At 42.7% G+C, this 23,771-nt stretch carries 19 protein-coding genes and 1 riboswitch; of the genes, 1 reads left to right on the top strand and 18 read right to left on the bottom strand.

Features of this window, described 5'->3' with window-relative positions:
* Window positions 1–213: 213 nt before the first annotated feature.
* From ACKI5G_RS05630 to ACKI5G_RS05655, 6 genes are all read right to left on the bottom strand, one after another.
* On the bottom strand, window positions 214–819 hold the full coding sequence (locus ACKI5G_RS05630; RefSeq protein WP_407398437.1) for an alpha/beta hydrolase: 606 nt from the start codon (window positions 817–819) through the stop codon (window positions 214–216).
* A gap of 86 nt (window positions 820–905) precedes the next feature.
* Complete coding sequence (locus ACKI5G_RS05635) at window positions 906–1,832, bottom strand: alpha/beta hydrolase (RefSeq protein ID WP_407398439.1); 927 nt, start codon at window positions 1,830–1,832, stop codon at window positions 906–908.
* 156 nt (window positions 1,833–1,988) lie between these two features.
* Window positions 1,989–3,449 (bottom strand): beta-Ala-His dipeptidase, encoded by a 1,461-nt coding sequence (gene pepD, locus ACKI5G_RS05640; RefSeq protein WP_407398441.1) that lies wholly within the window; start codon window positions 3,447–3,449, stop codon window positions 1,989–1,991.
* A 40-nt stretch (window positions 3,450–3,489) separates the two neighbouring features.
* Window positions 3,490–5,508 (bottom strand): OPT family oligopeptide transporter, encoded by a 2,019-nt coding sequence (locus tag ACKI5G_RS05645; RefSeq protein ID WP_407398443.1) that lies wholly within the window; start codon window positions 5,506–5,508, stop codon window positions 3,490–3,492.
* A 76-nt stretch (window positions 5,509–5,584) separates the two neighbouring features.
* Window positions 5,585–5,971 (bottom strand): MBL fold metallo-hydrolase, encoded by a 387-nt coding sequence (locus ACKI5G_RS05650; protein WP_407398445.1) that lies wholly within the window; start codon window positions 5,969–5,971, stop codon window positions 5,585–5,587.
* 172 nt (window positions 5,972–6,143) lie between these two features.
* A complete protein-coding gene (locus ACKI5G_RS05655; protein ID WP_407398447.1) occupies window positions 6,144–7,076 on the bottom strand; it encodes a DUF1848 domain-containing protein in 933 nt (310 codons plus the stop codon).
* Window positions 7,077–7,566: 490 nt separating this feature from the next.
* Between ACKI5G_RS05655 and ACKI5G_RS05660 the strand changes: the two genes are divergently transcribed.
* On the top strand, window positions 7,567–8,532 hold the full coding sequence (locus tag ACKI5G_RS05660; protein WP_407398449.1) for a calcium/sodium antiporter: 966 nt from the start codon (window positions 7,567–7,569) through the stop codon (window positions 8,530–8,532).
* A 47-nt stretch (window positions 8,533–8,579) separates the two neighbouring features.
* Here ACKI5G_RS05660 and ACKI5G_RS05665 read toward each other — a convergent pair whose 3' ends face one another.
* The 12 genes from ACKI5G_RS05665 to ACKI5G_RS05720 form a co-directional block, all read right to left on the bottom strand.
* Window positions 8,580–9,305 (bottom strand): DUF169 domain-containing protein, encoded by a 726-nt coding sequence (locus ACKI5G_RS05665; RefSeq protein WP_407398451.1) that lies wholly within the window; start codon window positions 9,303–9,305, stop codon window positions 8,580–8,582.
* A 113-nt stretch (window positions 9,306–9,418) separates the two neighbouring features.
* Window positions 9,419–10,180, bottom strand: a complete 762-nt coding sequence (locus tag ACKI5G_RS05670) for an ABC transporter ATP-binding protein (protein WP_407398453.1) — start codon at window positions 10,178–10,180, stop codon at window positions 9,419–9,421.
* Window positions 10,180–11,229 (bottom strand): FecCD family ABC transporter permease, encoded by a 1,050-nt coding sequence (locus tag ACKI5G_RS05675; protein ID WP_407398455.1) that lies wholly within the window; start codon window positions 11,227–11,229, stop codon window positions 10,180–10,182. Before ACKI5G_RS05675 ends, ACKI5G_RS05670 begins: the two co-directional genes overlap by 1 nt.
* Window positions 11,222–12,244, bottom strand: coding sequence for an ABC transporter substrate-binding protein (locus tag ACKI5G_RS05680; RefSeq protein WP_407398457.1), 1,023 nt, complete (start codon window positions 12,242–12,244; stop codon window positions 11,222–11,224). Before ACKI5G_RS05680 ends, ACKI5G_RS05675 begins: the two co-directional genes overlap by 8 nt.
* 52 nt (window positions 12,245–12,296) lie before the next feature.
* On the bottom strand, window positions 12,297–14,474 hold the full coding sequence (locus tag ACKI5G_RS05685) for a TonB-dependent receptor (protein ID WP_407398459.1): 2,178 nt from the start codon (window positions 14,472–14,474) through the stop codon (window positions 12,297–12,299).
* 91 nt (window positions 14,475–14,565) lie between these two features.
* Window positions 14,566–14,741, bottom strand: a riboswitch (cobalamin riboswitch).
* Between the two features lie 250 nt (window positions 14,742–14,991).
* Window positions 14,992–15,741 carry an NADH-quinone oxidoreductase subunit NuoB gene (nuoB, locus tag ACKI5G_RS05690; RefSeq protein WP_407398461.1) on the bottom strand — a complete coding sequence of 250 codons (750 nt, stop codon included), beginning with the start codon at window positions 15,739–15,741 and terminating at the stop codon, window positions 14,992–14,994.
* Between the two features lie 20 nt (window positions 15,742–15,761).
* On the bottom strand, window positions 15,762–17,264 hold the full coding sequence (locus ACKI5G_RS05695) for an NADH-quinone oxidoreductase subunit C (RefSeq protein WP_407398463.1): 1,503 nt from the start codon (window positions 17,262–17,264) through the stop codon (window positions 15,762–15,764).
* Window positions 17,264–18,766, bottom strand: a complete 1,503-nt coding sequence (locus ACKI5G_RS05700; protein ID WP_407398465.1) for a proton-conducting transporter membrane subunit — start codon at window positions 18,764–18,766, stop codon at window positions 17,264–17,266. The genes ACKI5G_RS05695 and ACKI5G_RS05700 overlap by 1 nt, the downstream gene beginning before the upstream one ends.
* Before the next feature lie 3 nt (window positions 18,767–18,769).
* Window positions 18,770–19,399: a hydrogenase gene (locus ACKI5G_RS05705; RefSeq protein ID WP_407398467.1), complete on the bottom strand. Its 630-nt coding sequence runs from the start codon at window positions 19,397–19,399 to the stop codon at window positions 18,770–18,772.
* A 15-nt stretch (window positions 19,400–19,414) separates the two neighbouring features.
* The gene (locus tag ACKI5G_RS05710) at window positions 19,415–20,299 is read right to left on the bottom strand and encodes a respiratory chain complex I subunit 1 family protein (RefSeq protein WP_407398469.1); all 885 of its coding nucleotides are present in this window, start codon (window positions 20,297–20,299) and stop codon (window positions 19,415–19,417) included.
* Complete coding sequence (locus ACKI5G_RS05715; RefSeq protein ID WP_407398471.1) at window positions 20,299–22,287, bottom strand: proton-conducting transporter membrane subunit; 1,989 nt, start codon at window positions 22,285–22,287, stop codon at window positions 20,299–20,301. Before ACKI5G_RS05715 ends, ACKI5G_RS05710 begins: the two co-directional genes overlap by 1 nt.
* A gap of 38 nt (window positions 22,288–22,325) precedes the next feature.
* Complete coding sequence (locus tag ACKI5G_RS05720; protein WP_407398473.1) at window positions 22,326–23,666, bottom strand: D-serine ammonia-lyase; 1,341 nt, start codon at window positions 23,664–23,666, stop codon at window positions 22,326–22,328.
* Window positions 23,667–23,771 lie beyond the last annotated feature (105 nt).

Genomic DNA, 23,771 nt, shown 5'->3' on the forward strand with positions numbered 1-23,771 from the left:
GAGTAATCTCTCCTGATAGGTAAGCTCGGACAAGTTTAACTTTCTCCTCTGCTGTAATTTTATGTTTTTGTGGCATAAAAACTCCCCCTATGATGACAGTTTTATTTTTTACTGTCTCCCATAGGGGGAGCATATCATCAAATGCGACAGCCCTTATTTTTCTAGTTATAGACCATCTGTACTAATTTCCAGATTGCGTCTACCATAAACAAATCACAAAGAATTAATCTTACGAATCCAATTGTCCAAAAACGCCATCTGTTCTTCAGTGTGAAACCAATGCTCCCCATTTTCCATCACGGTAACCTCTGCACGTATTTTATCTGCAAATACCCGTATGGTATCAAGGGACTGCATATTATCGTCAGCACCATACAATATTGCTGTTGGCGTACTCCATGAGATTGGATTGATCCTGACCCATGAAAGATATTTCCACGACAGCCGTTCACCAAAGTCTGTATCTATTGTTCCCCTGTTTCGTAGCTCAGCTTCTGAAACGGCGCACCATTTCATCATGTTCGTAATCAGGTACTCCATATTGACAATAGGGGAGATAAAATAAGCCCTCTCCATATGTTTGCCACCCAATGCACACATGGTAAGGTATGCTCCGATACTATTGGCGATTACAGTAACATTGTTGTACTGCACACCCAGGGAATCGAAAAAAGAGCAGAACTCCTCCTGGGCATCCCAGGGTGTTTCAGACTTATAATCAAAGCCGATGACATCATGTTCAGCAAAAAAAGCTTTATAGTGCCTAGCTTCTCCGGCATCACCATTTTTACCATGCACATAAACCAATGTTTTTTTCATATACTCTCTCCTAATGCCATCACACATATTTCTGGCTTATACATCATCAAGCGTCTCCAAAAAGAAACTTACCGGATGAACATCCATCAATGCTTATCCAAAAAGCTGAACACAGCCCTCCAATATTCCTCTTTGGCCTCCTTCATCGAGTCACCATGTCCAGCATTCTCGACAATCAGCTTTGTTTTTGGTGCGTTACAGGCCTTGTACAGCTCCTCCATCATTGCAGGAGGTATCAGCTTATCAGCATTACCATGTATGAACATGACAGGAACCTTTATGCTGGGCACGGCCTTCAATGGGGCAGCATCAGATACTTTAACGCCTGTTTTTATACCACTTACGACATCAACACAGGGCATGATAGGAAACTCCGGCAAGCCGAAGATTACCCCCAACTGGTTGGCGAACATCTCATAGGCACTGGTGTAACCGCAATCCTCAATAACAGCCGACATCCCCGGTACATCGTATCTTCCTGCTGTCAGCATTACTGTGGCTGCCCCCATAGATACGCCATGTAGCACTATTTCTGCCTCAGGGTCACGCTCTTTGATTTTGGCTGCCCATAGGGCAACCTCCTCACTTTCCTTTACCCCCATGGTGATGTATTGCCCTTCACTTTCCCCGGAAGCACATAAATCCGGTGTCAGCACATTCCAGCCATGTTCCAAATATGCCTCTGCATAATCTCTGGCATAGCGTTGGTCGCGTCCATAGCCATGTACCAATATGGCCCAACGATGTCCATTTTGGGGTGGTGCAAAAAAGGTTGCCACCAAACGTCTGCCATCTGTGGCTTCAATATTCCACTTCTCCGCCGGTGCTGATGGCATAGCAGGTATTTTTCTGCTCTCGTCATGAATACTTACACAGGCAGCAGGGGGTGCCAGCGGATCTGTATCATTGCCACGTTTCAGGGCATAATTTACAAAATAATCACCTACGGCATAACCCGCCGCCAAAACAAGCACCATAAATACGATAATAGCTGTTACCAAACGTCTTTTCAAAAGATTTCACTCCTTTTCGCCCAAATGGTTTACTCCCTTGTCCTTCACCTAATAATAGCAAATTCATCGGCTCTCAATCAAATATTCAAACAAAAATCCCCCTACAAGGACAGGTTATATACTGCCACGTGCAGGGGGGAATTATAATAACATATGTTACTCAGACAGCTTATGTATTGCTTCAGCAATCAACCGAATCTGAGGTGGAATTGTCGACAGCTCCAGTCTTTCCTGAGGGCTGTGTATATCAAAGGTATTTACCCCGATGGACACCACATCCAGCTTAGGATTCTTCATGACATGATAGCCACATTCCAGACCGGCATGAATGGTTTCCACCTTCATAGGCTTGCCATTTTGTGCCGCAAATATGTCTAACATAACCTTGGCCAGCTTACTGTCTTTATTTTCCTTCCAGCCAGGAGACTGATTGCCAATAACTGCCGTAAAGCCCGCCAACTGTGCAATTATATTGGCCTGAAGAACAAATTCGCTGAGCTTGGCATCGCTGGAAGAACGCGGAAAGTAGGCAATGCTGATTACATCACCGGCATCCATAGTGACCATACCAAGGTTTGCTGATGTTTCCACCAAGCCAGGCACTACCTGTGACATGGCAAATACACCGCTATGAAGAGAAATAATCAGACGAACCACACTGTCACGGTCATCCTCATTCATAACCTGCTGTGGCTTATCCACCTCAGTCAATATGAACTCAATCCCGTCGTCTATATCGCCGAATTTGGCAAGAAAGCTTTCCTTTTCAGCGTCTATTACATCCTGAATGACCTGGGACTCCGCCACGGTGGAAATAACCACCTCTGCCTCTGCCGGAATGGAATTTCTGGCCTTGCCACCGGTAAAGGAGGAAAGCTCATACACTACCCCGGCTTCATCAAGAGCGTTAAGCAGCATAGCCATGGTACGAATTGCGTTACCACGTCCCTTTTGAATTTCCATACCGGAATGACCGCCCAGCAGACCCTTTAAATGAATTTTGTAGGCCTTGTCCCCTTGTGGCGCGGCAAAGGTCAATTTACGGTTAAAATCAATATTTACGCTGCCGGCACTGCCAACCGTCAGTTCATCATAATTTTCAGAATCACAATTAATGAGATACCGGGCATCCTGAAGATATCTGGCATCAAGCTGCATGGCTCCGGTCATTCCCTGTTCCTCGTCGACGGTGATAATCGCCCGCAGAGGTCCATGGGACTTTAAATTCTTCATAATAAAGAGTGCTTCAGCTATCCCAATACCGTCATCGGCCCCAAGGCTGGTTCCCTCGGCTGAGAGGAATTGTTCATCCCGCACGATTTTTATCGGGTCAGTCAATGGGTCATACTTAACACCATGGTCAGCCACACACACCATATCCATGTGGGCCTGCATTATGATAACCGGTACCTCTTCCTGCCCTGCCGTGGCCGGTAAATCAGCTATAACGTTATTTACTTCATCCTGATGAACAGTACAGCCAATATCCGTAAAAGCCTTTACCAAATAATCGCTGACCGCCTTCTCATGACCTGATTTTCTGGGAATCCCGGCCAACTGGGAAAATTCTGCCAGCACACCATCTATTATTGCTTCATTTGAATAATCATCCAACATTATGTCATGCTCCTAATATCAACCTGATTACGACTTAAAATTAATTGTTATTGTTGCCCTTGACTACCTTTACAAAAATTGTTATCACCGCAATGAATATAATGAAACCAAGCCAATCAGCAATACCTTCAAAACCGGCGATAGCCAACGGTGCATCACTGCCGCCACCGGATACGGATACTACGATAATACCGGCCAATATTACACCGATAATGGATTCACCAACTATAAGACCGGAAGCAAATAATGTACCACGACGCACTCCCTCGGCTTCACCCTCTTCTCCCTTGGCCTTTCTGACGCTCTTATTGACTAAATACCCCATTACTGCACCAACAACCAACGGGAACTGAAGAGAAGGCGGGAGATAAATACCCATACCAACAGCCAGTGGCGGTAAAGCACAACTCTTGGTGGTCTTCTTTAACAGTTGGTCAATCAGAATAAGTCCAACCCCCAGGCCTATGCCGATATAGATGTATTCCCAGGCCAATTCGCTGGAGAAAATACCCTGGGCAATGGTGGTCATCAATGTAGCCTGTGGAGCGGAAAGGACCTGATTAGGATCCATATCAGGGCGTGGCATAGCCCCAACGAAGCCATAGGCCTCATAAAGGAGATTAAGAACCGGAGCAATTACCATAGCTCCCACAACGCAGCCCAACAGTAGAGCCACCTGCTGACGCCATGGAGTGGCACCAACCATATAACCTGTTTTCAAATCCTGCATATTATCATTGGAAATGCAGGCAATAGCTAAAATAATTGAAGTAGTAAAAATTGCAGTTGCGGTTGCAAACTTTTCTCCACCTGGCATATCAAATATACCAAAGGAATTTGCCAAGAACAAAACTACCAGAGAAGAAACTATTATACCAATGATTCCAATACCGGAAATTGGACTGGATGATGTACCGACAAGACCAGCCATATAAGCACAGGCAGCCGCCACGAAAAAGCCCATAAGAGTCGCAACAGCGACACCTACAACAGTAAAGGTAAGGGTTTCAGTCATTGGAAGCCCTTCAGCGGAAACAAAAACGTAGAATATTCCCATGAGGCCTATCATGGTCAGGGCAAAAACCGCCCCGATGCTCTTTATGGACATATCAATATCCATGCGGTGCAGGCCACGTTCCTCAACGGACATATTCACCGCAGCCAATGATTCTTTCATTCCTTCAATTACTGGTTTGGCCAAAGTAATAAGGGTCCAGATAGCAGCTACGCCCATGGTACCGGCACCAATAAGCCGAACCCTGTCCTTGAATATCATTCCACCAAATTGTTCCATGGTCATGCCATCCGGCAGAACACTGGTCATGGTATAAAACGGCACGAAACCGCACCAGGCGATAAGTATTCCCACTAAAATTGACAAACCGGAGGTAAGTCCAATCAGATAGCCGGCTCCCATTAATGCCCCGGAATAACCACAGGCAATCTGGGAAATACCACGGCCTACTGGGAACCATAATGAAAGACCATCGGAAACCATCTGAAAACCATTGGTAAACAGGGCCACAACACCGGAAATAACACTGCCGGACATAATTTCCTTAAGACCACTGCTCTTCCCTTTCTCCTCATTGGAATGGCTACCTGCCTTAAGAATTTCTGCTGCCGCAACGCCCTCAGGATATGCCAAATCACTGTGCACAACCATGGCCCGACGCAATGGTATAGTAAATAATACACCCAGACAGCCACCACACAGGGAAACCAACAGGGTCTGCCAAAATTCAAAGCCCTGCCAATAACCAATCATCAGCATACCAGGAATAATGAAAATAATTGCAGAAAGAGTACCGGCTGCTGAGGCCTGGGTCTGTACCATATTATTTTCCAATATATTGGCATCCTTGGCCATCTTTAAGACCGCCATGGAAATTACCGCCGCCGGAATGGCGGATGAAAATGTAAGTCCTACTTTCAATCCGAGATATACATTGGATGCAGTGAATATTACCGTAAGTATAGCACCCAACAGCATACCACGAACTGTGAGCTCAGGCAGACGCAATTCGTGCTGCATAAACTCATTATCATCGTGTTTCATAAAACAATCCCCCTAAATATTATGTATATGTACTTATGCAGTGAACACAGTTACATATTATATCATAAATGGAAAATTAAATATAGTTATCGCTTGTATACATGTTATCCCACCACTGTCTGAACTGTTGTGGCGGGTCACTATCAATATAGAAGGCTTCACCTATCTCCGGAGTAACAAGTTTGTAATTTTTATTCTGACTATAACGAGTCAGTTCATGATATGGCTCCTGCCAAGGATGTCTGGCCAGGGCAAATTTGCCGCCGTGAGCTGGCAATAGGGCCTTCGCCTTCACATCAACTGCCGCCTGGGCCGTTTCCTCCGGTAACAGGTGAATGTCATGCCAAGCAATATTATATTGACCATTTTCTCCCAGCATCAAATCAAAGCCGCCAAACTTTTCCCCGATGGCCTTGAAATGTGCCCCATAGCCGCCATCGCCTGTATATTCGCCGCATAACATTCAGAAAGGTGAAATGAGTCAAAACCACCATTTGGAAGATTTTTCTTCTAAAGAAGAAAAACTTGAACAATGGCGTTATAATACCTTCCATATAAGTTTTATTATACACCTGAACTATACTACTTAGAGTCAGCTCCAAGTCAAGACTTTTTCTAAAGAATTTCCATGTGCTTTACACCCTAAAGAGGCTCATTTGCCCATCAATCCATGATTTCTGTTGAACATCATGAATTATATCACCCTCCATATAATTGCCCACCAAAAATGGCGAACTGACATCGTGTAGGCGACTCCGGGCCATTACCACGGTCGGCTCTGCATTGGCATAGCAATATCGGCATAAATGACGGCAGGTGTTATAGGCACCAATATCACAGGAAAGATAACAGGCACATTCCGCCCGGGCACCTTTCCATTTCGGTGGCTTCAGCCGTTTGCCAATGGCCTTTTCATAATCGCTTATCCGCATGCATCCACCACATTCAGCACCATAGGCCGCCAGTTCTTCTCCTTCCGCACAGGGCTTTACCGTCATACCACATGAAGTGGCAATCCCAATAAATGTTTTGCCCAGGGCCCGCTGCTGTTCTACGGCCACCTCCCGTACCTCCGGGAAGTTCCGTCTGACCTTGGCGTATAAATCTATAAAGCTGATAACTACTGTTTTTGTATAGCCAGCCAAAGTGGTCGCCATCTGTTCAAAGGCCCGTAGATGATAATCAACCGTATACCTCTCCGAGAGGAAAATCGGGTCATAACGCCAGCCTATGGCGTCAATCCCCACCAACTCCGATAATTTTTTAAAAGTATCCAGCAAGCCATGCTTCTCCGGTACATTGGGCTCAATATCCCGACCATAGGGAGTGATTGTCACAAACCAATATTGCCCGTAATCCTTCAACAAATTCATGTAAGGAAACATGGGCGCCGGATTCTTCGTGCAGAAGCCAATCACATCCACAACGGCAGGATCAAGTCGGTAACGGCTGACCTGTTGAGGATTGTAGGGATTGCGGACACAGACAAAGCCCGCTCGAAGTCGGTTGGCAAACCAGTCGGCATAGAACGCCGGAATATCAGTCCTTTGCCCCGTGTTGATAATCATTGCCTCTCCGCCTTTCCTTCTATCACTTTCTGCTAAAGCTAATTCAGCAGGCCATCATATATATTATATTACGTTACAGTTTTTCATATACTGCATTATCTATAGTATTATTCTATTTCCTTCTTCGCCCAAGTGGCAATAAATAATCAGATTTTTAGCCATTTTTTCTCCTTTTTTACGTGATTCATCCTTTATCTCTAAAATGCATACCATTAACTGAAACAACGAAAATAAACTTGACTAAAACCCGATTTTAGTATAAAGTCTATGTATTGCATAGGGGAGTAGTTCGCGTGGTATTGTTGTTATTTATCATGTGATTTGTCAACAATCGCGACTGTCTGAATTACATTCAAGACAGTCTGGCAGATCTTAAAGAATGAGACTTATGCGCATGCTTATATTGTGTGCGCATGGGTCTTTTTTTATGCCGCGCAATTACTCTTAATCCGTTAGAATTTGAAATATTTATTATATGAGGAGAAATCAAATGGCACTCTTAACAGCAGTTTTATTACTTTTAGTGGGCTTTATACTTCTGATAAAAGGCGCGGACTTTTTCGTTGACGGTGCTTCATCTGTCGCCAAAAAGCTACGGGTCCCTTCCCTTATTATTGGCTTGACCATCGTAGCTATGGGCACCTCCCTGCCTGAGCTTTCTGTAAGCGTAACAGCATCCCTAAACGACAACAACGCCCTTGCTATAAGCAACGTCATCGGCTCAAATATTTTCAACCTTATGGTGGTCTTAGGCGCATCGGCGGCTATTACACCACTTATGGTAAGCAAGTCTGTTATGAAAAGGGATTATCCCTTTGCCTTAGGCTGTGCCATACTACTTTTATTTTTAGGATATAACGGCATGGAGCTTGGACACACAGACGGTGTGATACTGCTAATTATTTTTACTGGCTTCATTATTAGTCAGATATTATCCGTAAAAAAAGCCAGAAAAGAGAGCTTTGAGCAAGAGGTGAGCTCCCATGATGAAGATGATAATACAAAGGATATTTCGCTTTTCCTTTCCATCGTGTACATCATTGGAGGCGCAGCTGCCGTAAAATTTGGTGGTGATTGGGTTGTTAATGCTGCCATTACAATAGCAAGTTCCTTTGGATTATCCGAGAACCTGATTGGCCTTACCATAGTAGCCTGTGGAACCTCTCTTCCTGAGCTTGTAACATCTATTGCAGCCGCAAGAAAGAACGAGCTTGATATGGCTATCGGAAATGTTGTGGGTTCAAACGTATTTAATATCCTTATGATTCTCGGTGTCGCTGCCACCATCAGTCCGATGGTTTTCATCATGGAAAACGTCATTGATATCGGTGTCCTGTTTGGATTCTCGGTTCTGACATGGTTTTTTTGCTATACAAAGGGCAAGCTTGAACGCCATGAAGGTATCATCATGCTGATTTGTTATGCTATATATTTGATATACATCTGCAATCGATGATACCATAATTTTCCACCAAGAAATTAAGAATATTAGGAGTTTCCTTATTAAATTCGCTTTGAAATAATATTCCAGGCCTCTGTGGTCAGGAAGCTACCATCTGCATTAGCTTCCATTTCCATAAACCGCTCGTATGAGGTGCTGAAGGACAGCAAATCCTTATGGATACATTTACGGGCTGATGGGTCTGTTAGGCCAACGTAACAATGCTCCCTATCCACCATAGGATAAAGAATGGCCTGGGCACAGCCAGCGCCAAATAACAGCTTGGTGGCATCCAGTGGAGAATGGTCAAAGTTGGCAAGTGTCACCAAACCAGAAAGCTGGTCTGCATTTACCAAAAAGGCCACGCATTCCGGCTTTCCCTGCTGCTCTGTCACCTGCTCCAAAGGCATAAACAACAGATACTTCTTCCGTGGCGGCAGCTTTTCTATCATGGCATTTGGCCCTTTTGTAATAAAGTCTTTGGCCAGCTCAGGGTCTTTCTTGTACAGCTCGAAACGGTCCACTTTTTCACTACCAGTAGAAAGAAAATATTCAATCCAACCAAATGGATATTTCTCAAAGCCAAGGCCTGCCTTGCCACCGATGCACATGGTTGTTGCAGCCGATAAAGCCGCTACACGCCCCTTTGAAGCAGCATTTAGCATGGCAACGACACAGCCCCATTTCCCCGGCTTAAACTGGGTAGCACCATCAGGACAGGTATCAGATTGAATAATGGCCACCGGATGATTGTCCAGCTTGATATACTCCTTGATTTTGCTTTCCATAGGTAAATTCCCCCCTATTGTAATATTACTTATTACAATATTATAGAATAGGAAAAAATGCCATATTTTTCTTAATAAATGTTCCCGTGATTATAAGACTGCGTTTTACATTTTTATATAGAATGAAAAACTATTACTGACTTACCATCACGGTCTTTTAATATTTCAACATCTACATCAAAAAGTTTACCTATAAATTCACTTGTCAGAAGTTCTTCTTTTGTCCCTTCTCCAACCAGTCTGCCACTTTTAAAAGCGTATAAATAATCACAATATTGAGCTGCAATATTTAAGTTATGCAAAGCTGATAAAACAGATATTTCAAGTCCCTTCACTATTTCCATCAGCTGAAGCTGATATTTTATGTCCAGATGATTAGTCGGTTCATCCAATACAAGACAATTTGTTTTTTGTGTCATTGCACGTGCCAAAATAACGCGTTGTTGTTCACCACCTGAAAGAGTAGAAAAATTACGGTGTTCAAAGCCTTGCAAGCCAACTCTTTTTAGACTTTCCATAGCTATTTTATAATCTTCCTCGGTATCCCTATCTAATATTTTTTTGTGAGGTGAACGCCCCATTAGTACAACCTGGAATACTTCAAAATCAAAATTATAATAACTATGTTGAGCTACTACTGCCATTTTCTTTGCAGATTCTCTATAGGACATAGATGCAACATCATGACCATCAAACCTAATTATTCCAACAGATGGTTTTAATACTCTGTATATACATTTTAAAAACGTACTTTTTCCACTTCCATTTGGCCCAATTATACCTACAAACTGCTTGTTTTTTATATGTGTTGATATATTATCAATTATCTTTTTATTTCCTAAGGATACAGAAATTCCCTCTGCTGTTATTTCCATTACTCATTTCCTCCAAAACCATAAGTACGCTTGACCATTAAATATACAAAGCATGGTGCTCCAATTAATGAAATGAGTATTCCTATTGGTAATTCTGTACGTGGAATAATAATTCTGCACATTACGTCGGCCCAAATAAGGAATATGCCTCCAACAAGTGCACTTCCTGGAATAAGTTTTTTATGGTCTGTACCTACGAACATTCTAATTACATGAGGAATTATCAGTCCTACAAAACCAATCATACCAGCATTATACACCACAAAACCGACCATTAAAGCTGTTACCATCAGGTATAAATGCCTAAAACGATTTAAATCTGTCCCCAATGTTATCGCAGTATCATCTCCCAACAGCATAAGGTTTAATACCCTACTCTGTGAATAAAAAAACAGCGTTCCAATAACTATAACCGGACACATCACAAATAAATTATCCCATTTGGCATTAGCTAAGCTTCCCATTAACCAGTATGTTATAGTCTGAATCCCTTCCTTATTATTAGCGAAATAAACTATAAAACTAGAAAACGCACTACAAATAGCGCTTAAAGCCATCCCTGACAACAATAGTTTCATAGAATTGGACCTTCCACCACAATTTGACAATATGAGTACACCTATTGATACTGCAAAAGCTCCTCCAGCCGCTACCAAACCTATAAAATTTTCCCCTAATACTGCTCCGACCCCTAACAGTATAGCTACAGTTGCACCAAAAGACGCACCTGAGGAAACACCTAATATAAATGGGTCGGCTAATGGATTTTTCACAATAGATTGCATAACTACACCGCACACAGATAATCCCATTCCAACCATAACTGCCAGTATGATACGCGGTAAGCGAAGTGACCAGACGATATCATACGCTACACACTCACCATAGTTTTTTAAACTATCAATACCCGATACTCCATATACTATTGTTCCATAGGCTTCCTTAACAGATAAAGATACGGTTCCCATAGTTACCGCCAATAAAACAGAAGTTATCAGTATAATTGCCATCCCCCAGGTTGTTAGCAGGTTCTTCATATATTTAATCATTTTTTTCACCTTCTTCAAACTGCCTATGTTCATATAATCCACACTTAAAATAATCTATTGTATCTAATACTCTTACACCCGGACACCGAGTTAAATAAAATGGAATATTAAAAACATTCCCCGATTGTATCGCTTTAAGTTTTTTAAGAGATGGATTATTTATTAATCTGTTTTTAGGCATTACATCATTTGGGGATGAGCTTTGAATAAAGATTATATCTGGATTATATACTAGAAGTTGTTCATAGCTTATGTATTCATCCTCTCCTATTTGTTCCTGTTCCTTTCCTAAAACCTCTGCCCCTAATCTGGTAAGGATATCACCGGATAGTGTTCTAGGAGTATAAATAGTAACCTGTCTACCCACTGATGAAATAACTAAAACTTTTTGCTTTACATACTCCTGAGGCATATTTGATAGTTTACTCATGATTTTATTTTCAATGTGATGGGCTTTATCATCAGCACCGACTATTTTTCCTAAATCAATAATGTATTTTATCTCATCCTCAACTACATGTTTACTTTTGAAATCTGCACCATTCATGGATGTCATATAAATGTTAGTACCACGATTCTCCCAAAAACTATTATTCCCTATTCCGTTTTTTCCAGCAAAATCATACAGCCAGCCAACTATCAAATCAGGCTTCATAGTCATCATAGTTTCTATATTGGGTACTTGACGTGTTTTTACAGGAATATCATTATACTCATCAATATATTTTTGATCCAACACATCAGTAGTTGATAACCCCCCAGATGCAATTATTTTATTTCCTGCCCCTAATGCCAACAGTGTTTCAATGGAATTTTGCCATAATACGATAATTCTTGTTGGATGCTCATGATATTTATATTCATGCTCATTCATGGCAGAATCATAGTTTTTAATTATAAATTTAATGTTTTCTTCCTGTTGCACATGTGGATTATTTTTAACTCCTGCCCATATTATAGAGGTTAATAATAACATACAGCACATCAAAGAAAGTATATTAGCTTTATCTTTCATATTTTCCCTTTATGAAAACAGGGACAGCAAAATATGCTATCCCTGTAATTAATTAGAACTTCAAAGTTGCATTAAACGTAATGCTTCTAGGCATACCTAAATTTAAGTTTCCAGATCCTGGGTTAGTATACCAATAACGCTTATTGAATACATTGTTACACATTAATGATAAAGTTAAATCATTGTCGTTAAACTTGGTATTATAAACCACACCCAAATCAAGAGTACCGTAACTTGGGACATCCAAAGCATTTGCGGTAGCACTGGCATGACGAACTCGTGCAGAAGAAGCATAATTATATCGACCAATCATTGACCAGTTATTATCAGGTTTATAAATCAAGCCAAAATTACCTGCCCACTTAGATAATCCCAATGCTCCAGTTCCATCTGTATTTCTGATATTGAGACAACTCAACGCAAATATGCCATCAAGTTTTCCATAAATTTTACCTGCAGCAGAGTATTCCATTCCATTGTAATGCATTTGCTTATCTACTTTTTGGTATAAAAATCCATCATCACCAATTACATCATTAATACCTTGTTTTTTGATATTGAACAAAGAGAAGGTCTGAACCATCCCAGCGTTATAATATTTTATACCTATCTCATTTTGACGAGTCTTTGAAGGATCAATTGACTCACCATAATTTTTATATTTAGGATTACTTACTACGCTGCCCTCATCGAAGCTTTCACTGTGATTAACATAAGCTGTAACATGATCATCAAACTTATATGCAACTGCTACGGTCGGACAGGTAGAACCAGCATCAATCTTCATACCAGTTTTTCCGTCATAATTCTGAGCTCTCACACCATTATGACCATGCAAACCAAGTGTAACAAATAATCTTTCATTTGGAGAAGTTATTGTATCAATTACATGCCACCCAGTCATATTAAGCTTCTGCTGAATGCTCAGTCTGCTTCTTGGGAATGAATAATTCGTAGTAACATTATTAGTTGTATAAATATTTCCTGGTGCCGGAATATAAAGACCTGGTGCCGAGTCAGTGCCATAATTTGCTACAGTACGTCGCTCAAACCAATGCTTGTCAAAACTTAACACATAATCATGTTTCCAGTCACCAGTTTTAAAATCGCCTTTTACACCAATACGGAAATACTCGTCAACATGATAAACAGGCCACTGGGAAAAGCCACTACCATAGCCTGTAAGCGAATTGGCATAATAATCGCCTGCATTATTCTGCAACATTTTGCTATATCCCTGAATCCAACTACTGTAGTCTTCAACATGTCTTCCGGCATCAATAAAACCTGTTAAATGATCAGTAAAATGCTGCTCATGGTTAAATGTGAACATCCAATTGGAGTACTCATCTTCATTCCATGCCGGAGAAAAGTTTATACTTCCATCAGGTGCTGCCGGAATAGCAGTTACTTTATTGCCAATGCTTAAACTGTTTCCACCATTACCATTTTGTTTAGTTTCATCATAGCCTATCAACAAATTAGTGTTACTCTTAGCATCACGATGGTCAATATTGACATAAAAATCTAACTGTTTCATTTCTGCATTATCTACAGCTAATTTCCCCTCGCCGTGAGTTGCATTAACACGAATACCCCATTCCTTATTTTTCCCAAACCGTTCACCAAAATCTATTGACTGAGAAAAATAACTTTTGCCTGAAAAACCAATGCTTATATTTCTATCACCAGCATCAGATGCTCTCTTGGACTGCATATCTACGATACCGCCAGTATTTTCCTGCCAAGCAGCATTCGTACCTCTTACTCCAATAGCAGGACCTGAAATAACAGTTACTTTATCAATAAAGTCAGAAGTCATTACCTTTTGATGAGATACACCAGGGATACCATTTATAAACCATGATTTACCATTAGCACCCATACCGCGAATATATGCTGTACCACTATCAAGTCCCATACTTGTGCGTACAGATGGGGAAAAGCGTATTATATCCATAATACTTCTATCAGGGCTTGTATTAAACACCTTTGTTTTTTCATAATCAAATGTCATAACCTGAAAAGGTGTTTCCATAACATCCTTTTTCCCAAGTAAGCCTACAGATTCTTCTCTAGCTACCATTCCTCCGGCAAAATCTACCCGCGCTCTCTCAACTATTACATCCTCGTAATCGCTATCAGTGGTATCAGAAACATAAGCTCCTGACATAGAACCTGTTGTTATGGCAGTTAGTACTGCCAGGGCTAACCATTTTTTCTTTCCCATTACCATCTCTCCAAACTAAAAATCCCTTCTGCAATTAACAGAAGGGAAAACACACAAAAAAATGGTGCCATTCTGTCACTCGCAGAACGCAACAAACGTTACGAATATAGGCAGTTCTTCTGGCTCTGCTTCATTGCTCGTTTTGCCTTCCCAGGAGTCCCCAGTGACATAAATAAAACTCACTCAGCATTACAGCGGCGTGACCGCATCGGCTTATACCGATTTCTCTATTAAGCTCATTTGAGCACCTATATTACATATTTAATACGTATTATAGTATATTTTATTAAAATATTAATGTCAATATTTTGTATGTTTTTTGTCAAATTTTTATATTTTTAATTCAATAGGTAATTATTTTTTACAATAAAATATCATCAAGACGCAAATAAAAGGACAACCAACTAATGTTCCTGAGATTTAGCATAACCAAATAAACAAGTCATCTTAGAAAAATGAGAATACAAAAGCAGGAACAAAGGTATACCATCCTTTATTCCTGCTTTTATTTTAATAATCACTTCATTTTTTCTCTAAGCATATCAGCAGCCGCCAACAGTCCCATAATCATGGCTGTTGGTCTTGGTGGACAGCCAGGTACATATAAATCAACCGGCACCACCTTGTCAGCAGCACCTACCACAGCATAGGTATCCCCATAGGTCTCACCACCAGCCGCACAGGCACCACAGGCCATTACCAGCTTTGGCTCTGGAAGAGCCTCATAGGACATCTTAAGAGCCTGCTCCAAATTGCGGGTCACTACTCCCGTCACCATCAGCATATCTGCATGACGTGGAGAAGCTACAAAATGCACGCCATAACGATGTAAATCGTAAATTGGGTTGCTCATGGCCCCCATCTCAAAATCACAGGCATTGCAGGAACCAGCATCAAGATGACGAACGTGCAAAGAACGGCCCAGTTTCACCTTCAGAACCTCCTGCAGCACCTCCTGTCCCGCCTCGATAAGTACCGGCAAAGCATCCTCATGCTTATGCTTTAAGCCAGCTTCAGCGGCTTCATCCACTGCTTTCTGAGCACAGGCCTCCACACAACGACCACAAAAAATACATTTCTTGTAATCAACGGAATAATCTCCACCAGATACAGCAAAGGCCTTTACTGGGCAAGCAGCAGCACATTCCTTAAGTACATCACCATCAGCACTTCCCTCTATTGGACCTCTATATCTATCACTGCCTGCCAGAGAGATTTCCTCAGTAGCAAGCCTGTCTTTAAAAATACGTTCTAAAACCTTAAACATAGCTTTTACTCATCTCTCCTTTATCGATCTATGCAGGCATAGCACAGCTCAAAGCTCTTATTAATAAGCGGGAAATCCGGGATAATATCACCCTGAACCGCAATAGGCAGGGCTGGCCAATTGGCATAGGATGCACTGCGGACAAAGAGCCTGTCAATACGGCCATCACTATCAAGAGCCACATATTGGAAATCACTGCCACGGGCAGATTCACTGATACCCCAGCCAGTACCTTCTGTATATTCCACTTCCACAGAAAGCTCCTGAGCCCCACAATTAGTCAGTAATTCAATGAGCTTATCCACCATTTCAAAGGAAGCAGAAAGCTCACCTATACGAACCAGCAGACGGGCTGCCACATCCCCCATTGTCGTGGTGTATGGCTTAAAGTCAAGCTCATCATAGACACCATAACTAAAATCACTGCGACTGTCATGGTCATAGCCACTGGCCCTGGCGCCAACTCCCACCATGGCCAAATCAATGGCTGTCTGGTTGCGTACAATACCAGTAGTCTGAATGCGATTCTGAAAATTCTCCTGCTCGTGGAACATAGTGGCCATATCCTCGACACCATCAGCCACCTCATCCATCACTTGATGAATACGCTCACAAAGCTCATGGGTAATATCTTGAGCCACACCGCCAGGAATAATAACGCCTCGAAGGAAACGATTACCAGCTACAGCCTCACAAAGCCGCATCAGCTTCTCTTTAAGTCGCCCTCCAAGACTAATGGCAGGATTAAAGCCCACACCTGCCGGGATATTGCCAATATCCCCAACGTGGTTGGTGATACGCTCCAGCTCCATTAAGAGAGTACGGATAATTTCAGCACGTCTTGGAACCTTTACATTTACAGCCTTTTCCACCGCCTGACAGAAGCTCCAGGTGTTGGCAATGCTACAGGCACCACAAATACGCTCTACAATAGGCAATGCTTCATAAGGAGTCTTGCCCTCCACTGCCTTTTCTATTCCACGATGAGTGTAAAATAGCTTGGCATCCAACTGAAGAATGGCCTCACCGGCCTGACTGAAGCGGAAATGCCCCGGCTCAATAATGCCAGCATGGATAGGTCCAACCGGAACCTCAAAAAGACCTTCACCCTTGGCGGTACGTACCTTAAACTGGCGTTCACCACGCACCTTGGCATTAACCTTTACATTCTTACGGAGAGGAAAGAAATCCTCTGGAAAGGTTTCATGAAGCACCAATGGACGAAGATCAGGATGTCCCTTTGGCACCAAACCAAACATGTCCTTAATCTCCCGCTCATACCAGGCAGCAGCAGGAACCACGTGGGTAATACTGTCATATTCCAATGAACCATTGGGATTAAATACTACCTTGAAGCCATCTACAGTCTTTTCCTCGGGAATTTCAAAAAAGCAATATATAACATATCCCACACCATTGGCGGTTTCATCGCGGCCAAACATGGCTGTGAGAGGATGCTTTCCACCATCAGACATTTTTTCCGCTGCCATTAAAATGGCCTCCGGCATTATAGTCGTCATCATTACACAACACCTCCCAAAACGATTCTGGCCGCAACCTCCAGCAGACGGTTAAGAACAGTAATTTCACTTAACCCTGCGCTGGCAATTCCACTGAAGATTAACAATCCGGCAATGGTCATGGAATCAATAATGCCAAAGAGCTCCCCGGAGGATTTCTTCTTGGACTGTCCTCCCAGCATGCGGAGAACATGATATAAAATACCAATCAGCATTCCGGCAAGCAATACAAGGGTAATAACGCCCAGCCAAGGATGCTCAGCAGTAAAAAAGCCATATATAATATAAAATTTACTGAAAAATACACCAAATGGTGGCATACCGAGAATGGCCACAATGCTCAGCAGCAAGAAGCAGGCTGTCCGTGGCACCTGAACCATCATGCCATGAATACGCATCATATTCTTGGTGCCATACTCCTCCATAATAGTACCAGCTGTATAGAACAGGGAATATTTTACCAGTGCATGGTTAAACATGTGAAGCAGCATAGCTTGGGCTGCTACTGGTACGAATAAACCCAGTCCGGCAATCATAAGGCCAAAATTTTCCATAGAGGAATAGGCCAGCATACGCTTAATATCCCGCTGCACCACCACAAATGGCACAGCCACCAATATAGTAAATATACCGAAAAACAGGCATAGTCCACTAATAAAATCAATACCTATTGAAGGCATGAGAATAACGATATTGCGAATAAGAACATAAATGGCACAAATACATAATGAACCGGACAAAAGACCACTGGTTAAGGCCGGGGCCTCGGAATGGGCATCTGGCAGCCAGGCATGCATTGGTGCCAGGCCAATCTTGGTGCCATAACCAACAAAGAGAAAGCAAAAGGCGAACTTGGCCATCACCGGATCGATATTTTTGCTGTGCTCCACCATGTATAGCCAATTTAACGGGCTATCGCTGCCCATGGTAGAAAGCTGTATATAGTAAACTATTATGGTACCCAAAAGAGCCAGGCAGATACCCACAGTACAAACCATGACATACTTCCATGCAGCCTCAAGGGAGGTACGGGTAAACTTGAAGGCCACCAAAAGAGCAGATACCAAGGTGGTAGCCTCAATGGTAACCCACATAAGTCCCAGATTATTTACCAACACAACCAGCATCATAATCCATACAAATATATGGGACAGGGCATAAAAGCGCCCCTCAAGATAGCCGAAGCGTCTAAGATAGCCATAACGCTTATTGGTATCGCGGTCCAAATAGGCCTTACTGGTCCAGGCAAAGGCAAAGTACAAGGTACCGATTATAAGAAGCATCCACATACTAAGGGCATCCAAATAAATATACTGCCCTGCAAATGGAATATCTGCATCAAATTTTAAGAGGAGTGCAATTATAGCCACTCCCACTCCAGTGGCCACCAACCGGTTAAGCCAATGGAGCACATTCTTGCCCAGAAAATTTACGGCAGATACTGCGCTGAAAATTAGTGGCAGGGCAAGTATTATATATATCAATTCTCTTATATCAAAATTCATAAATTACCCCTTCAATTTTTTCATTACGCTGGTATCAGTGGTCATAAATGACAGACGCATTCTGGAGGTGAGAATAACCAGAACCACTACAGCAATAAGAACATCCAGAAAAACGCCCAGCTCCACCACCAAAGGGAGACCCTCTGTCATAAGAAGCCCCAAAAGATAAATGCCGTTTTCCAAGGTAATAAGGCCACAAATCTGTATAATGGCTCGCTTTCGAAGCACCATAAGGGAAAGACCGGTCATAATCATCAATATGGATGAAGCCACAATATCACGACCAGCAGCTCCCGGCATCAGACGCTCTACAAGAGCATAGCCCATTACCAAAAAGAGAGCCGCCGCCATAGTGGAATAATTTACATTACTTGCAGATACGATTTCCCGCTCGTTTTTCAGCTTTTTTACCAGTCGATAAACAGCCCCTGGAATAAAGATAACCTTAACAATGAGGGTCAATACTCCTGGCATTACGGCGTGAATATCACTGCCATGGGAAAAGCCGATAACAAAGCAGGCAATTGCAATAATTACAGACTGGCTGGCAAGACAAATAACAGCCCGTTTTAAATCAGTAACTCTTGTTTGCAGGAAAACCACAAGAACTAAGAATACAACTAAATAATCCATATTTCTGTGCCTCCCTTACTCTGCAATTATAGCCAGCAATAAAAGAACTATTGCGGCACCAAGATATACACGAACCTTGAACAGGCGCATTTTGTTATTGAGGGTTTCCACAATGCCTATAAGCACTGCCCCCAAAAGCACCTTCAAAGCCAAAGGAATTTCCAATGGCACATAAAGGGCGCCAAACAAAGCCAAAAAGACAACAATCTTAAGATAACTGCCCAAATGAATAAGGGACAACAGCTTTCCTGAATACTCCAGAGTCATACACTCGTGAATCATGGTAAGCTCCAGATGAGTGTCCGGATTGTCCACCGGAAGGCGGCTGTTTTCTGCAAGCATTACCAGAAAGAAGGCAACACAGGCCAATACCGCAGACACAGTAAAAAAGGCCTCATTGTAGTCGATGACCATGGCGGAAAGAGTCGTAGAATGATAGCGAATGCTGTTAATGAGAATAGCCAGCATAACCGCAGGCTCCACCAATACGGAAATGTAGATTTCACGGGAACCGCCCATACCGCCAAAAGAAGTGGCAGCATCCATTGAGGAAAGGGTCATAAAAAAGCGTCCCAAGGCCAAAATATATACGAATACGAAGGCATCCCCAATGCTGAACTGCCCCGTCAAAAATCCTGGAACCATGGTGGCAGCCATAAAGGATGTCATGAAATAAACCACTGGAGCAAGTACAAAGATAATCCTGGTATAGGGAGTCAAAATGGTAGCCTTCTTCCACCACTTACAAATATCAAAATACTCCTGAAAAATGCTGGCACCCTGGCGCTTCTGAAGACGGGCCTTAACCTTATTGATAATACCGGCAACCAATGGGGCAATCAATAATAACACAAATCCCTGTACCAAGCTGAGGCCGATACTTGTTACTATATATTCCATTACAACAGTACCCCCCAAATCAATACAACAATCATGGCCACCATGGTGTAGCCAATATAAATACTAACACTTCCTTCCTGAATTCTGTGGAAGGATGAGGAAGAATTTATCAACATCTGCTGAAGCGGCTTGTACAGCTTATCATTAAAAAGGTCCGGTATGGACAGCTCATAATGGAGCTTTCTGCCAAAATACGCATGCTCCTTGCGTAAATATGTGGTACGTCGCTTTGGATTAAGAATCCCGTCAAAGGCGCGGCGCAGTGGCTTACTGAAGCCAGTGGCAGAATACTGCTGACGGGCTGTAGGCACAGTGCCGCAGTTCCACGTAACATCCTTTACCTGGAAAGTGCCGGAACGATAAACGGAAGCGACCATAAATACACCAATAAACGCAAACACTATAAATATAAGGGCAGGGCTATACAGGGCATAATAGCCACTTCCACCCCACAGTATTCCCAGTGGATTGCCCATAGGGGTAATACCGATGCCGGACACCACCTTTTGCATAAGATTTACAAGCAAATCCGGCATTAGACCTATTAATACGATAAGCACGGCCTCCAAGCCAAGTCCTGCCAACATGAAAAACGGCATTTCGTGAGCCTTCTCCACAATATGGGTGCGGGCACGGCCCAAAAAGGCAATACCATACATACGTACAAAGCAGCCCAGGGCTGTAGCACCGGTAAGACCAAGCATAATAAATGCAAATACCACCAACAGACGAAGCTCCGGTGAACCGGCCTGCTGGGCCAAAGTAATAAAGCTCTGTAAAGTAAGCCACTCCCCTACAAGACCGCTAGTAAACGGCATAGAGGAAAGGGCCATGGAGCCGATTAAGGTAAACAAGGCAGTGTAAGGCATTTTCTTTGCCAAGCCACCCATGTGCTCAATATTCTTACTTCCGGTAGCATGCATTACACAGCCGGCACTCATAAAGAGCAGTCCCTTCATAAGACTATGACTCACCGCATGAACCAAAGCCGCTGTAAAGGCAACCACTGAAAGCATAGGGAAATTCATGGAATAAAGTACCATACCACAACCAAAGGCGGAAAAAATAATTCCCATATTCTCCACGGAGGAATAAGCCAAAATACGCTTCATATCCACCTCCATGGTGGCATAGAGAACACCGAGAAATGCGGAAACAAGTCCCACAACCATAACTATAAGACCATACCAAAATATATCCATACCAATGAACTGGAAGGCAAAACGACCAAAGCCATAGACAGCCACCTTCAGCATAACACCACTCATCAGGGCAGATACATGACTAGGTGCAGCTGGATGAGCATTTGGAAGCCAAATATGGAGAGGCATAAGACCTGACTTTAAGGCAAAGCCCACAAAGGCACAAAGAAAGGCCACATCCTTCATGTAGCCTGTCAAATTATTTTTGGACATATCAACAAAGGAAAAGCTATCCGCTGTACTGGCCACCAGATAAAAGGCCACCATTATTGCCGCCGTACCGATATGGGTCATTACCATATACTGATAGGCCGCGCTCACAGTTTTTTTCTTTTCCGACTCATGGTATACCAGCATAAAGGACACCAGAGCCATAATTTCCCATGAAATAATAAAGGTAAAGGCATCCCCTGAAATAAGCACCAAAACAATTGACAGCAGGAACAAATTCCAAAGGCCGCTGAGGGCTCTTATTCTGCTGCCAAGGTATCCCTTACCATAATCAATGGCATATAGGCTTATAATTACACCAGCAACGCCAGTTAACAAAAGAAAAGCTCCGCTCCAGCCATCTGCCTGAAGGGTATAGCTACCCCATGCCAGGTCAACCAGCCATCTGCTACCAACGGACAGGAGATAGTTCAAGGATGAAAACACCACCATACCACTGGCAACAACAGAGCAAAGCATGCCAAAATAATGTGCCCCCAGCTCAGCCTTCTTTGGCCAAACCAGTGTCACTGTTCCCAACAGATACACCAGAAGGGAATTTACAATAAAATCCATTTTTTCAGCTCCAAATCAATTATTATAACTTATATATATTAAACTCTTTTCGCCAAAAGCTCCTGCCGAATATTTTCAGGCACCATTCCGCCACCGGTAGCCCAAATAATATGTGTTGCGTTTTCCATATAGCGATGAAGATTATTATCCTCCAGATAATCATCCATCTCCTTGGAATGGCTCCAGCAAACAGGACCGTAAATGGCTGAACACGAGCTAGGCTCTATGAATATTTTTTCTGACTCCCACAAAATGCGCAAATACTCGAAAAGCCTTTTATCCTTGACAGTAATAATACCTGTCAAAAAAGGCTTGATGAAATCACCGATAACCGCCGACGGTCTGCCCACTGCCAAACCATCTGCATGAGTTTTCCCGGAAAGGCCAATATCCTGAACTGTAATATTGTTATAAAGGCCAGTAACCATACCCAAAAGCACACAAGGAGCCTGGGTTGGTTCCATAAAAAAGCAGTGTACATTATCTCCCAAAAACTGTCGGAGGCCAAAAGTAATGCCGCCAGGAGCACCCCCTACACCACATGGAATATATACAAACAAAGGATGTTTATCATCCACTACTATTCCCTGCTGCCTCAGCTGCTTTTTAAGCCGCTTGCCGGCAACAGCGTATCCCAAAAACATTTCCTTGGAATCTTCGTCATCCACAAAATGGCCATTGGCATCAACCTCTGCTTCGGCCCTGGCCTTGGAAACAGCCTCACCATAATCACCATCATAGGCCTTTACAATTACCCCCTTACTGCGAAGCAGCTCCTTTTTCCATTCTGCTGCGTCAGAGGACATGTGTACAATTATTTCGTAGCCTATGGCCTTTCCCATAAGACCTACACTAAGCCCCAAATTACCAGTGGAGCCTATGTGTAATTTTTTAGTGCTAAAAAAAGCCTTGGCAGCAGGACTGGCCAGCTTACAATAATCATCCTCATAGCTTTCCAGTACACCACTCTTAACAGCCAAATCCTCGGTATATTTCAGCACCTCATAGATACCACCTCTGGCCTTTACAGAGCCTCCTATAGGCAGAAGGCTGTCCATCTTCATATAAAGTTTTCCCGCCAAATTGGCACCTATTTTTTCACGGTTAAGAGCCTTCCTCAGCTCTGGCACCTCCACCAATGGTGATTCAATAATCCCCTTTGACTCTACAGTCTCCGGAAATATCATTTTAATAAATGGTGCAAAGCGTCTCAAGCGTGCCTCAGCAGAATCAATATCTGATAAGCTTAGAACGGACCGAATTATAGCATCATTGTTGGGCAGCTTGGAATTATTGATCCAGTTGACCTCAATGGCATTTTTTATATCAGTAAATAAAATCTCACGTTTTTCAAGTGAAGAAAGGCTATCGAGTTCCATGATTTTATCTTCCTTTCCTTTAGGCCCAAAGCCTTTAATCTTATTTTTGCGCACACTAAAAAAGTGGCACAAAAACCACATGAATATTATACATATAATGCCATA

Origin of the sequence: Anaerovibrio sp. (assembly GCF_045637405.1) — a bacterium.
In the GTDB taxonomy this organism is placed as follows: domain Bacteria; phylum Bacillota; class Negativicutes; order Selenomonadales; family Selenomonadaceae; genus Anaerovibrio.